The organism is Terrisphaera buseokensis, assembly GCF_047521145.2.
Lineage (GTDB): Bacteria > Verrucomicrobiota > Verrucomicrobiia > Opitutales > Opitutaceae > ER46.
This window is the reverse complement of record NZ_CM134186.1, coordinates 6161026-6174307: the sequence shown is the minus strand read 5'-3', so window position 1 is coordinate 6174307 and position 13282 is coordinate 6161026. Positions and strand designations below refer to the sequence as shown.

Annotated in this window: 7 protein-coding genes; 2 read left to right on the top strand and 5 right to left on the bottom strand. The window is 65.9% G+C overall.

Features of this window, described 5'->3' with window-relative positions:
* Nucleotides 1-8: 8 nt before the first annotated feature.
* Nucleotides 9-2882: a DUF1553 domain-containing protein gene (locus tag ACLJEU_RS23165; RefSeq protein ID WP_414662666.1), complete on the bottom strand. Its 2874-nt coding sequence runs from the start codon at nt 2880-2882 to the stop codon at nt 9-11.
* Nucleotides 2883-3013: 131 nt separating this feature from the next.
* The gene (locus tag ACLJEU_RS23160) at nt 3014-4432 is read right to left on the bottom strand and encodes a DUF1501 domain-containing protein (RefSeq protein ID WP_414662665.1); all 1419 of its coding nucleotides are present in this window, start codon (nt 4430-4432) and stop codon (nt 3014-3016) included.
* A gap of 111 nt (nt 4433-4543) precedes the next feature.
* Here ACLJEU_RS23160 and ACLJEU_RS23155 point away from each other — a divergent pair, with 111 nt between their 5' ends.
* Nucleotides 4544-5908, top strand: coding sequence for a sulfatase family protein (locus tag ACLJEU_RS23155; RefSeq protein ID WP_414662664.1), 1365 nt, complete (start codon nt 4544-4546; stop codon nt 5906-5908).
* A gap of 261 nt (nt 5909-6169) precedes the next feature.
* Here ACLJEU_RS23155 and ACLJEU_RS23150 read toward each other — a convergent pair whose 3' ends face one another.
* From ACLJEU_RS23150 to ACLJEU_RS23140, 3 genes are all read right to left on the bottom strand, one after another.
* Nucleotides 6170-7036, bottom strand: a complete 867-nt coding sequence (locus tag ACLJEU_RS23150) for an HDOD domain-containing protein (RefSeq protein ID WP_414662663.1) — start codon at nt 7034-7036, stop codon at nt 6170-6172.
* A 298-nt stretch (nt 7037-7334) separates the two neighbouring features.
* Entirely contained in the window at nt 7335-8711 is a 1377-nt protein-coding gene (locus ACLJEU_RS23145; RefSeq protein ID WP_414662662.1) for an outer membrane protein assembly factor BamB family protein, read from the bottom strand.
* Nucleotides 8712-8779: 68 nt separating this feature from the next.
* Nucleotides 8780-11776: a TonB-dependent siderophore receptor gene (locus tag ACLJEU_RS23140; protein ID WP_414662661.1), complete on the bottom strand. Its 2997-nt coding sequence runs from the start codon at nt 11774-11776 to the stop codon at nt 8780-8782.
* A 106-nt stretch (nt 11777-11882) separates the two neighbouring features.
* Between ACLJEU_RS23140 and ACLJEU_RS23135 the strand changes: the two genes are divergently transcribed.
* Entirely contained in the window at nt 11883-13124 is a 1242-nt protein-coding gene (locus tag ACLJEU_RS23135) for a sialidase family protein (protein ID WP_414662660.1), read from the top strand.
* Nucleotides 13125-13282 lie beyond the last annotated feature (158 nt).

Sequence of the window (13282 nt, the reverse complement as noted above, 5' to 3'; positions counted from 1 at the left end):
CGCGAGGCCTAGTCAATGTGGATGAGTTCGTTCGTATTCAAGAGTGCGCGACAGAATGCCGGCAGGCCGTGCGTCGCGACGAGCGTCGCGGCAGCGGCGATCTCGCCGGGTGATGGCTCGCGTTGGAATGCCAGCGCATACGCGCGCTTGATTTGCTGATTCACGTCGCCGTCCAGCCGGGCGGCCAGGGCGTTCGCCAGGTCGAGGGTGAACGCGTGATTGAGCAGCGTGAGCACCTGCAACGGTGTGGTCGTGTTCACGCGGCGGGGCGCGGCAAATGCGATGTCGGGTAGATCGAAATCGCTCAGCACGTCGACGACACTCGCGCGGGCGTTCTGGTGGTACACCGCGCGGCGGTACGTTTCGGGTCCGGGGCGATCGAGCGGGAAATAGGTGCAGACATTGTTCTGCGTGAATTTGTACAGCCGGAAGCCCGGTCCGCCGGCGCGGAGATCGAGGGCTCCCGCCACGTGCAGCAGGGTGTCGCGAATTTCCTCGGCCTGCAGCCGGCGCGGCGGAAAACGCCAGAGCAGCCGGGCGTCCTGATCCACGCGCGCCGCGTCCGCGCGAAACGCGCCGGACTGACGGTACGTGTGCGACAGGAGAATTTCGCGGTGCAGCAACTTCAGTTTCCAGCCGTTGGCGACCAGCCGCCCGGCCAGGTAGTCGAGCAGTTCCGGGTGGGTGGGTCTGCTGCCCAGAAAACCGAAATCGCTCGGCGTATCCACGATTCCGGTGCCGAAGTGGTATTGCCAGACGCGGTTCGCGAGCACGCGCGGCGTGAGCGGGTGGTCGTCACGCGTGATCCAGCGCGCCAGCGCGAGGCGCCGCTCGGCCTCGGGTGCGTCGGACGGAAGTGAATACGCGGGCAGGACGTGCGCGAGCACCGCGGGACTCGACGGCGCCACGGGCTCCCCGGGTTTGGTGGGATCGCCGCCCTTGTGCACAAAGGTCTGCTCCTTGGGCTGGCTGAATTTTCCGGCGAAGACCTCGCGCAACGCCGGGACCGCCTTGAGCTCGGTTTCCACGGCGGCGAGCTGCCGGTTGAGCGCCGCCAGTTGATGCGTTTCCTCCGGGGTGATGATCTCGCGGCGTACGCGCTGGATGCCGTGCGCTTCCGTCCATGGTTCACGGCCGGCGCTACCCGCCACCGTCTGCCAGGTCGTGCCGTCGCGCGAGACCTCAACGTCGTACTCGCAGGGCGTGGGACCCTGGGCGTTGCTCTCCTGGATGGCCACGCCCTTGGCGTTGCGAAAAGTAATCCGGTCGATGGTTTCCGCTTCCGCCAGGGTGATGGTGAGTCTGGCGGGCGTGCCAATGAACCACTGCTCGCCGAACTCACCGTCGATGGTGAACTGCGCGCCGTAAGCTTCGGGGAAATCTTCCGCCGTGGTTGATTTGGCGCCCTCGGCTTTGCCGCCGTTGCGGGACAGCGCGACATTCCGTGCGCTCCCGCCGGCGCTCCACACCTCGAACTCCACCAGCCGCGCGCCGGTCGCCGCCCGCGGGTTGGTCGTGCTCGCGTGCATCACCAGCCGCACGTGGCGCGCCTCGACTGGCGCGAAACGTTCCTCGGTGAGCGGCGGATCGATCTTCGGCCGGGGATGCACGCGTTGCGCGAGCGCAGCCTTGGCCCGCTGGTCGATCCCGCGATCGAGCGCGGCTTTCTCGGCCGTGAGGCCAGCCTTGCGCTGGTGGAGGGGCCGCGTGGCCGCGGCATGACGCTCCCGTTCCTCGGCGGTGGCGAGCACACGACGGCCGTGCGTGACGCCCTCGAACGCGGCACGCAGGCGATAGTAATCCTCGGTCGGGACGGGATCGAATTTGTGGTGATGACAACGCGCGCAACTGATCGTCAGCCCGAGAAACGCGCCGCTCGTGGCCGTGATGATGTCATCGAGTGTCGCGGCGCGAATGGTCTTTTGGGCGACGACATCCTGGTTGCCAACGTCGTCGTACGGACCCGCAACCAGGAACGCGCTGCCGACTTCGACCGCCGGGTCGCCCGCGCCGACGACGTCGCCGGCCAGATGTTCGACGATGAAACGATTGAACGGCTTGTCGGCGTTGAACGATGCGATCACGTAGTCGCGGAACGGCCACAGGTCGTCGATGATCACGTTGCGCTCGAAACCGATGCTCTCGCCGAAGCGCGTGACGTCTAGCCAGTGCCGGCCCCAGTGTTCGCCATAGTGAGGCGACGCCAGCAACCGATCCACGAGCGCCGCGGTGGCCTGGTCCGGATTGCGTTGGAAAGCGGCGACGAAGGCCGCGACCTCATTCGGCGTCGGCGGCAGTCCGATCACGTCATAGCTCATCCGGCGAATGAGGGTGCGTGGATCGGCCGGTGGATTGAGGGCGAGGCCCTTGGCGGCGAGCGGAGCTGTGATGAAGCGATCGATGGCGGTGCCGCCGGGGCCCACGGGCGGCGTGACGGCAGGCAGCGGCTGGAGCGACCACCAGGATTTGTCGGCGCGCTTCGCCTCCACGATGGCACCCGTTCGCGGATCCGGTGCGCCCGCTTTCACCCAGGTCACGAAGTCCGCGATGATGGCATCGGACAACTTCGGCTGCTTGGGCGGCATCGCGAGATCGTCCTCGAGATGCTGCAGGGCGCGCAGCAGCAGGCTCGCGCCGGGATCGCCGGGTACGATGATCGCCGCGCCGCTGTCGCCGCCCTTTTCCCAGCCCGCTTTCGAATCAAGCAGCAGGTTGCCTTTCAGTTTCTTCGCCGTGGCGCTGTGACACTCGTAACAGTGCTCGATCAATACCGGCCGGATTTTCTGCTCGAAGAACGCGAGGTTGGCTGCGCCGGCGGCCACCGCGTGCGCCGCGACTCCGAGGAGCAACGCCGCCGCGGCTGCGCGGACGAACGCGCACAACCCTGAATGTAGGCGGGTCGGTCCCGCAGTCGCGGGACCGCCTACAACCCGGTTGCGCGCGGAGCGACGCCCTGAGCTCCGGTGGAGGCGTGCCGGTGAGATCACGAGAGAAGCTTCGAACACGATGGTTTTCACGCCAGGATTCGGTTGAGCACGTGCCCGTGCACGTCGGTCAGCCGGCGGTTGGAGCCGTTGTGATAGTACGTCAGCTTTTCGTGGTTCAGGCCCAGCAGGTGCAGCACGGTCGCGTGGAAGTCGTGCACGGTGGCGACGTCCTGCACGCTGCGCCGGCCAAAGTCGTCGGTTGCGCCGTGACTCACGCCGCCCTTCACGCCTGCGCCCATCATCCAGGTGGTGAACGCATCCGGGTTGTGGTCACGACCGGCCGTTCCCTCCTGGTGCGTGGGCATCCGGCCGAACTCGGTGCACCAGATGACGAGTGTATCCGCCAACAAACCACGCTGGCCGAGATCAGTGAGCAGCGCGGCGGTGGGCTGATCGAAGATGGGGCCGTGACGATCGTAGTCGGCCTTGAGGGTCTTGTGGGCGTCCCAGTTGAGCAGGCCGTCGACCGCGCTGGCGCGGGACGCGCAATACAAGCTCACGTAGCGGACGCCCTGCTCCAGCAGGCGGCGGGCGAGGAGGCAGTTGCGGGCGTACGCGGCTTTCAGCGTATTGGCGTCGCTTGTACCGTAGAGGGCGTGGACGTGCGCGGGCTCGCGCGACAGGTCGCTCACCCCGGGTGCGGTCAGCTGCATTTTCGCGGCGAGCTCGTAGGCCGCCATCCGGGCGCGGAGCTCGTCGTTGCCGGGTTGGAGGGCGGCGTGGCCGGCGTTGGCCTGGTGGATAAAGTCGCGGGTGGCGGCGTCCTCCGCGGCCGAGATCGCTGCGGGCCGCGCGAGATTGCGGAGCGGTTGGTGGGCGGCGAGCGCAACGGCCTGGTGCTGCGCCGGCAGAAAGCCGTTGCCCCAGTTCGCCTTTCCGTTCGGCGGCTCGCCGCGCAGGTCCTGAATTGCGACAAACGTCGGGAGGTTTTCGTTGAGGCTGCCGAGGCCGTAGCTGATCCATGAGCCGGCGCTGGGAAATCCTTCGCGCGTGAAACACGTGTTCATCGCGATGCAGCCCGGGCCGTGGGTGTTCGTGCGCGACGTCATCGAGTGCACGAACGCCATCGCGTCGACGTGCTGCGCGAGATGCGGCAGCAGGGTGGAAATCATCTTGCCGCTGCGGCCCGCCGGCGCGAAGGCCCACGGCGATCTCATCAGGTTGCCATTCTTCCCCTGGAAGGTGACTTCCGTTTCGCCACCGGGCATCGGCGTGCCGTCGAATTTTTCGAGCAGCGGCTTGTGGTCCCACAGATCGAGATGCGATGCGCCGCCGGGGCAGAAGATCTGCAGTACCTTTTTCGCTTTCGGCGCAAAGTGCGGCGCGCGGGCCGGGGCGGCGGCGAGATCTCCGCCGAGCAGCCGGGCGAGTGCGACGCCGGTGAGCCCGGTCGTCATGCGACTGAGAAACTGACGGCGGGCCAGCTCGAGCGGGGCGGTTCTCATCCGGGGCAGGGGTGACATTTTGAAACGTTTCCCCGCCGCGATGGCGAGCAACGAGTCGGTCCGCGCGTTTGAAACTTGCCTCGCGGGCGGCATCCATGGCGTGCTCGCGCCATGAGACTGTACCCCGTCCTGTGTTGCCTGCTCGCCTGCGTTTTCGCCTCCGGGCCGGCTGTGGCCGCGCCGGCCGCCGCCCGGCCCAACGTGCTCGTGATCGTCGCCGACGATCTCGGTTACGGCGACATCGCGGCGTTCCGGCCGCAGGGTGATGTGCGCACGCCGGCGGTGGATCGCCTCGCGGCGGAAGGCATGCTGTTCACCACCATGCGGGCGAACTGCACGGTGTGCTCACCGACGCGCGCCGCGCTGCTCACCGGCCGGCACCAGGATCGCGTGGGCGTGCCCGGGGTGATCCGCACGATGGGCGCGAACTCCTGGGGCTTTCTCGCGCCCGGCGTGCCGACGCTCGCGGATCACCTGCGTCGCGCCGGTTATCACACCGGCATCGTGGGCAAGTGGCATCTCGGTCTCACGAGTCCGAATACACCGAACGATCGCGGCTTCGATTTCTTCCACGGCTTCCTCGGCGACATGATGGACAGCTACACGACGCATCTCCGGCACGGGAACAATTACATGCGGCGCAATCGCGAGGTAATCGATCCTTCCGGACACGCGACGGAGATCTTCACCGGTTGGGCCGTCGATTACCTGCGCGAGCGCGCGGCGGCGCAGCAGCCGTTCTTTCTTTATCTCGCGTACAACGCACCGCACTCCCCGGTCGAACCGCCTGCGGCCTGGCTGGAACGCACGCAGCAACGGTTGCCGGGTGTGGATCCGAAACGCGCGGCCGCCATCGCCCTCGTCGAGCACCTCGATGACGCTGTCGGCCGCGTGCTCGCGACGCTGCGGGAGACGGGCCTCGATCGGACGACGCTGGTGGTCTTCACCTCGGACAATGGCGGCTCGCTGCCGCACGCGGCGAACAACGACCCGTGGCGCGATGGCAAACAGAGTCACTACGACGGCGGGCTCAAGGTGCCGTTCGTCGTTCGCTGGCCCGGCACGGTGGCGGCGGGCGCGCGCAGCGAATACGCGGGGCTGGTGTTTGATGTGTTTGCCACGTGCCTCGAGGCTGCGGGCGTGACGCGCCCGGCGGGCACCGACGCCGTCAGCCTGCTGCCGGTGTTGCGCAGCGAGCTGCCGGCGAACGCCGTCCGCGATCTCTACTTTGTGCGTCGCGAAGGCGGACCACAGTACGGGGGCAAGGCCTACCACGCGTTGATTCGCGGTGACTGGAAACTTCTGCAGAACAGTCCGTATCAGCCGCTCGAGCTCTACAACCTGAAGACGGACCCGCAGGAGAAGACGAACGTGTTCGCCCAGAATCAGAAGATCGCCCGCGAACTGCAGGCGGCGCTCAGCGCGCAGATCCAGCGCGGCGGTGCGGTGCCGTGGCAGGCACCCGAAACGCCGTAGCGCGTGATACCAATCGCTCTTTGCCTTTGGACTTTAGCCGTGGCTACGAGCGCCAGCGAGTGGCCGTTCGGCCACTCGCTGGCGCTCGTAGCCACGATCGATCCAGAAGTCCAAAAGCAAGGAGCGGTTGGTATGAGGCATCGCGGCGAGAACGACGGCACGCGAGGAACAGAGAGCGGACAGATTGAAAAGCCAGGAGTCTGATTCCTGGCTTCCTGGCTTTTGAATTCAGTCCTGACCGTTGCGCCGGATGTCGGCCGCTTACGGCGAGAATGCCAGCAGCGCGGTCGTGCAGGCGGTCTCTGCGGTCTCGGCGGCCTTCTCGAGATCGGCCTCGCTGAGGCCGAGGGCGTCGAGTTTTTGCGGGGTGATCTCCCACCAGGTTTTTTCACCGGGAAGGCCGCGGCCTTTGCGCTCGGCCAGTCCGTTCGACAGATTGAGCACAACGGCGAGTTTGAGTTCCAGGTCGGCGGCCGTCGTGAGATAGTGGCCTTTGATCGCCTCGTGCATTTCCGCTGGGAAACGCCATTCGTTGAGGATCAGGGCCGCGATGGCCGCGTGATGCAGGCCGAAATGATTTTCCTCCCAAGCCGAATACGTCGCCCAGCGCGCCGGGTCGAAGGACGGCACTTTCTCGATCTGATCCCAGGCCTTGTTCAGCACCATGATACCGAGCGTGCGTACGAGTCCCGCCGTGTAGGCCATTTTGGGATCGAGTCCGGCGGCGCGCGCGACGGCCTCGCCGGCGAACGCCCCGAACAGCATGTTGCTGCGCAAGTCCTCGGCGCTGATGCCGTACGCATCCAAGGCCTGCTCGGCCAGACGCGACACCGCACCGGTGCCGACCAGCTTCATCACCTCGCCAAAGCCGACGCGGTTGACGGCCGCTTCAATCGACGCGATCTCGCCGTTGCCGCCGTAGGCTGCGCTGTTGCTGATGCGGATGATGCGCGAGCCGAGGGCGACGTCACGCCGGAGCAGAGTCGCGATCTCACCCAGCTCGGTGTTAAAGTCCTGCAGCATCTCGCCCAACTGAGCCAGGACCGACAGATCGGCGGGGAGCGAACGGGCGATCTGCAGCAGCTTCTCGCGCGGAATGCGGCTAGTGGCGTCGGTAGCAATTTGCATTGAGGACTTTATTCGACACGTTCCGCCGCCAACTCAAACGCGGCCGGCAGGGTTTCTTCGGCTCTTTTGCGAGCCGAATTAAGGTCGATCGACGCTCGGGGCCCAAAGGCCCCAGTGCCTTGCGTAAGACAGCCTGAGCCCGAGGCATGCAACGATCGGGGCACTCATTCAGGCCCAAAGCAGTCGCCCGCGGACTACGCGAAAGGACGCGAATGAGACGAATGGTGGCTGATCGCTCTCCCGGCGGTGAGGTTTTCCGCCCAATTGGCTCCAGCCCACCGATCGGTAGCGTGACCGCTTAAGACCCGGTTTCCGCGATGCAGTACAGGTGCTTCTGACCGCGCAGCAGCAGCTCCTTGCCAACCGGGACCGGCGTCGCGTCGAAGCTGTCGTCCAGCTTGTTTTTCGCCAGGATCTCGACGGTGGTGCCTGGCTTGAGCACGGCGAACGCGCCGTCACGGCCGGTAAGGTAAATCTTCCCGTTGGCGGCCACTGGTGAGGCATAGACGTCGGTCATGCCTTCGATCCGCGCGGCCTCCACGTGACGCGTGCCGGTGCGGGCGTCGAAGATCGAGAGCCGCGCGGTATTGGCGCTGAAGAAATAGAGTTCGTTGCCGAGGAGCAGCGGCGAAGGCACGTACGGCGTGCCTTTGTTGTGCGTCCAAACGACGGCGTCGGTGCCGGCGACATTGCCCTTCGCGCCGATCTTGATCGCGTTGACGGCGTTGCCGCGAAATCCGCTCATGGCGAAGACGAGACCGTGGCCGCTGACGACGCTCGGAATCACGTTCTCCGTCTGCCCGCCGCACTCCCAGATCACCGCGCCGGTTTTCACGTCGTAGGAACGGGTGACGCCGGCGTTGATGACGGCCTGCGTCACACCCTCGTGTTCGAGAATAACCGGTGTGGCCCAGCTGGTTTTTTCCTCGCGGGCCTTGCGCCAGAGTTCCTTGCCGGTGGCCTTGTCGAGGGCGACGACGAAGTCCTCACCCTCGTGATCCCAGTTGATGATAAGGCGATCGCCGGCCAAGGCGGGTGACGTGCCTTCGCCGAAACCCATGCGGGTCTGCTGATCGCCGAGGTCCACTTCCCATTTCACGTTGCCGTCGAAATCCATCGCGTAGAGCCCGCGCGAGCCGAAGTAGGCGTAGAGCATTTTGCCGTCGGTGACCGGCGAGCCAGACGCGAAGCCGTGCGTCTGATGATGGCCCTCGTGCGGCACCTGCTCGCGCACGACTTTCTGCCAGAGCGTGCGGCCGGTGCCGCGATCGAGGCAGAGCACGACGAACTGCACGACATTCGCGGGCTTCTCGCCGCCGCCAAAGCCGCCGCGCGGGCCGCCCTTGCGTTTGCCGGCCGGGCCTTCGGCGGGAGCGGCGGGCGGCGCTTCGGTGCGGGCGGCGGCCGGAGCCTCGACCTTCTTGTCCGTGACGACGGCGGTCTGGATGAAAATCCGGTTGCCCCACACGATGGGCGTCGCGGTGCCCGAGCCGGGAATCGCGACTTTCCACTTCACGTTCTTCGTCTCGCTCCACTCGGTCGGCGGGGTGGCCGTGGTCGAGACGCCCAGGGCCAGCGGTCCGCGCCACTGAGGCCACTGGTCGTTGCGATTCAAATCGGCTGCAGCCGCGGCCAGGGTGAACGAAAAGGCGGTGAGCAGGTAACCAGTTTTCATAGGCGTGGCACTGAAGGTGGAGAAGACGCGCCGATTTTCGAGGAGATGCGCATTTTTCAGGCAAAACGTCAGAACCGCAGCGTCGTCGACAGGGTGATCTCGCGCGGATCGGTCAGCGTGAAACGATCCAACGTGATGCCGTCGGTCTTGTGCCGGCGGACCTCGATATCGTGATCGTCGAGGAGATTGCGGACATTGAGCTGAAAGCTGGCGCGCACGTTGCGGCCAAACACCGCGCTTCGCAGTTGGTAGCGCAGCATGCCGTCGAAACGCAGGCTGTCGTCGCCGTACTTGATCCCGCCGTTGAACCCGACGCCGGTGTTGGAGCCCGATCCCTGTGGCGGCAACCCGGGCTGCGTCGAGACGCGACCCGCGACAATCGGGCTGAGATAGCGACCGCCAAAACCCGCGGACCAGCCCTTGAAGAGCGCGTCCTTGAACGTGTAGTTCACGAAGAAATTGGCCTTGTGCTTGCGATTCCCATACGCGCCCTCGAAGTCGAGCCGGCGGCCGTCGAGATCGGAACGCTGCGTGGCGAGGAGCTCGGCCAGCGTGACGCCCTGGGTTCCGCGGGCGTTGAGGACATCGACGCTGGGATTGGCTTTCACGAGATCGGCGACGAAGAGGTCGAGCTGGTCGGTCTGCAACGTCGTGCGTTTGTAGACGTTGGCACGCTCCTGTAGATTGTAGGAGTAATTGACGATGAAGCGGAGGCTCTCGCCGACGTTGGCGGTGACGCGGAACTCGACGCCCTGGTTCGCGTTGTCGAGCGAGTCGCCGTTGGCCAGGGACGTGGGCCGGAGCGATGAGTACTTCGCCATCTGGGCGGCGGTGTAGAGGCGATCGGCGGTGGAGCTGTCGCCGTTGGGATCGTCGAGGATCGAGAGAATCTGATCGTAGCGCGGCGAGAAAGCGTTGTTGACGCCCATTGCGCCGCTCTGGTCGGTGACGTCGGTGGTGAAGTAACTCACGCGCGCGACAATCCGATCCTGGCGGAGGCTGACCATGACGCCGGTGTCGAAGCCATTGCCCTGCGGCGCCGGCGGCACGCCGCCATCCGCGCCGAGGCGCTGGGTGAAATCGGGGAGCCCGAGATTCTTGGAGCGGTTGGCGAAGAGCGAGACCCAGGAAAGCGGGTGCACGACAATGCCGGCGGTGGTGGTGCTGCCAGAGAAGGTGTAGTTCGTCGTGGGGGACGAGCCGTTGATGACCTGGATGCCGGCGGTGCCGGCCCAGATGCCGGAGGTGTCGCGCACGGCCGTGGTGCGCGACTGGCTGAGTTCGTCACGGCGGTAGCCGAGCGTCGTGACAATGCGGCGCTGCCAGAACGTGCTTTGCACCGCGATCATCTGGCTGTCGATGGTGCGCTTGCTCTTGGTGCCGCCGTTCTGCACCCAGCCATTGGTGACGGGCGCGGCGCGGCCGGGAATCGTGGCGGTGAGCGTGCCGGGATTGAGCGGATCGGGGAGCCGCTGCGACGCGGAGTCGCCGAGGGTGATATAGGAACGGCGCCAGACGCCGTTGTTGTCGTTGGTAGGTTCGTTGTTGAACGGCGCTCCCAGCCACGACTCGCGTTCCGTGTAACCGAGCGTGTCCTCGACCTGATGCTGGCCCATGGCCGCCATGCGGTGGTGACCCCAGCGGCCGCCGTTGATTTCGTAGGCGAGCGTGGCGCGGACGTTGTTGCTTTTGGTGCTGCCGTAGCGGCGCAGCCAGAGGGTTTCGAGATAGGTGCCGCCCGCGTTGGGATTGATTAGATTGCCCGCAGCATCCCGGCCCGGAGTGAAACCCGAGTAGGATTGAAAGAACGTCGGGTTGCGGAGCAGACCGTTCGGGTCGCCGCGAATCGTGATGTTGTCGCCGCCGACATCGTAGTTCAGCCAGGTGCCTTTCTCGTGGTAAAAACCGACTTCGCCGACGAGCGCGGACGTGAAGCGATGCTCGGCAATCGCGGTGATGTTTTCGAAATCGTGGAGCGTGCGGCCGCCGGGGCCGGCGGCGTTCGCCTCGTAGGGCACGCGGGCGGGATCATTGAGGATCGAGGGCGCGTACGGCAGATCCTGCGCGCTGGACCAGGCCTGGTTGGCGTTGAGGAGGAAGTTCTGATTCTCGACGTAGACGAGGCGGTTCGCCGTCAACGGCCGCGAATAACCGACCGCGGTCTGGGCGGCGGTGAGCGCGACGGTGCTGGTGCTGGCGACGGTCGGGCTGCCGTTGGCCCACCAGCGCGTGATGCCGTCGACCACCGGATAATTGCGTCCGACGGTGCCGCGGACGTTGCCCTTCTCGGCGTCGAGCCGGACCTCCGTTTTATCGAACGGGCGATACGTCAGCGCGAGCGTGGCGGCGCGGCGGGTGTTCGCGAGGTACTCGCGCCAGCTGCCTTTGTGATCGTAGAGTGCATTGAGGCGCGCGGCGAATATGCGCGGTGCGATCGGGACGTTCACATCGAGCGTGGCGCGGCCGGCGTCGGCGGTGCCGGGCAGGAGCTGGGTTTCGAAAAACCGCTGGGCGAACTGCGCGCGCTTGGGCGAGTTGTTGATGATGCCGCCAGCGGAGCCGATGCCGAAGAGGACGGAGTTCGGCCCGCGCGAATCGTCGAGCCGCTCGGTGCTGTAGAAATCCGTGCCGAGACGGGTCTCGAAATAGTTGCGCGTACTGTTGCCGAGGATACCACGCGACCGAAAGTTGAACGCGTTGCCCGCGGCGGTCTGCGAGATGCCGTTGTTCACGCGCAACGTGTCGCCGTCGTCGGTCTGGCTGTTGTTCGCGTAGGCCATCGCCTGCTCGAGATTGGTCGCACCGATGTCGGCGAGAAATTCCTTCGTGAACACGTCGATGATCGCCGGCGTGTCCTTGAGCGAGGCATTCAGGCGGCTGCCGGCGAGCGAGTTCGTCGCGATGTAGCCGACGTCGCTGCTGGTGGAGACTTCGAACGGCGAGAGGACCACGGCGGCTTCCGCAGGTCGCGGCGGGGGCACGGCCTGGCCGAAGAGGGAGGCGGCGGACACGAGCGAGAGCATTCCATGCGCGAGCGCACGCGCAGCGGTGGGCGAGGGGGTCATGGCCGGTCAGTGAAACTCCGCGTTCAACGCACGCGAGCCATTCGTTGCCGATTCCGTCGCGGTAGTCCCGGCTTTACTCGCTTCCGGCACCGGCTAGGACGGCGCGATGAAAACCCCTCGGTGGCGGATGCTGGCGACGATCGCGTGGTGCAGCGTGGCATGGCTGGGATCGGCGGTCGCGAGCGAGGTGCCCTTTCTGCGCGGTGAGTTCATCCGGCCGCCGGAGAACCTGCACAACCACGGCTCATGCCTCGTCGAAGCGCCGAACGGCGACCTCATCGTGTGCTGGTTCAACGGATCCGGTGAACGCACCGCCGACGATTGCCGCATCCTCGGCGCGCGGTTGGTCCGCGGGGCCACGACGTGGAGTCCGCGTTTTGTCATGGCGGATACGCCGGGATTTCCGGACACGAACTGCTGTCTCTTCATCGATCCGCAGCAGCGCCTCTGGCTGATCTGGCCCACCATTCTCGACAACCACTGGGAGAGCGCGCTGCTGAAGGTGAAGATTGCGGAAAGCTATCAACGTCCCGGTGCGCCGGAATGGAAAACGCAGGACGTCATTCACGTGAAACCCGGCCCCGAGTTCGCCGCGACGGTGCAACGCGCGGTGGAAAAGTTCCGGGCGCGGGCCGGCGAACCGAAGATCAAGGAGTTCGTCGACTACGCGCTCGCCGCCTCGCAGGACAAGTTGAAGTCGCGGCTTGGCTGGATGACGCGCGCGCATCCGTTTGTCCTGGACGGACGCCGGCTGATCGTCCCGCTGTATTCGGACGGCTTCAATTTTTCGCTGATGGCGATCACTGACGACTGGGGCGCCACGTGGCATACGAGCACGCCGCTCGTCGGCGAAGGCAACGTCCAGCCGAGCATCGTGCGACGACGCGATGGTTCGCTCTATACCATGATGCGCGACAACGGCCTCCCGCCGCAGCGGATCCAACAGGCATCCTCGAAGGATCGGGGCGAGACTTGGACCGACGTCACGGACAGCGACCTCCCCGATCCCGGTGCCGGACTCGAAATCATCGCGCTGGCCAACGGACACTGGGTCGTGATCAACAACGACACCGAGCAGGGCCGGCACAGCCTGTGCGTCCGCCTCTCCGACGACGAGGGCCGCACCTGGAAGTGGAGCCGTCACCTTGAGCGGGACGAACCCGGCGCCGATGCCGGACGTTATGGCTATCCCAGCATCCTGCAGGCGAAGGATGGCACCCTGCACGCGACGTACAGCGTGCAGCTGCGCCCGAGCCTCGCGGCGAAGGACGCCGAGGGAAAGCCTGCGCACAAGACGATCCGGCACGTGCACTTCAACGAAGCCTGGATTCGCGCCGGCAATCGCTGAAGGTCGCGCGCGGCCCGGCGCTTCACCGGCGACCATGACGCACTCAATCGTGGCCTGCGCATCGCGCCGTCGCCATCGACCTGTGCGATCGGGCCCTTCTGGTAAAGGCTCGCCTGCACGGTGCGACCTTGGTCTGGTTTGAGGAACAATGATCTCCA

Bases quoted from the DNA above. Each gene is read 5' to 3' on its own strand.
- ACLJEU_RS23160 (WP_414662665.1), bottom strand. From the start codon at position 4,432: ATGAGAACCGCCCCGCTCGAGCTGGCCCGCCGTCAGTTTCTCAGTCGC.
- ACLJEU_RS23155 (WP_414662664.1), top strand. From the start codon at position 4,544: ATGAGACTGTACCCCGTCCTGTGTTGCCTGCTCGCCTGCGTTTTCGCC.
- ACLJEU_RS23150 (WP_414662663.1), bottom strand. From the start codon at position 7,036: ATGCAAATTGCTACCGACGCCACTAGCCGCATTCCGCGCGAGAAGCTG.
- ACLJEU_RS23145 (WP_414662662.1), bottom strand. From the start codon at position 8,711: ATGAAAACTGGTTACCTGCTCACCGCCTTTTCGTTCACCCTGGCCGCG.
- ACLJEU_RS23140 (WP_414662661.1), bottom strand. From the start codon at position 11,776: ATGACCCCCTCGCCCACCGCTGCGCGTGCGCTCGCGCATGGAATGCTC.
- ACLJEU_RS23135 (WP_414662660.1), top strand. From the start codon at position 11,883: ATGAAAACCCCTCGGTGGCGGATGCTGGCGACGATCGCGTGGTGCAGC.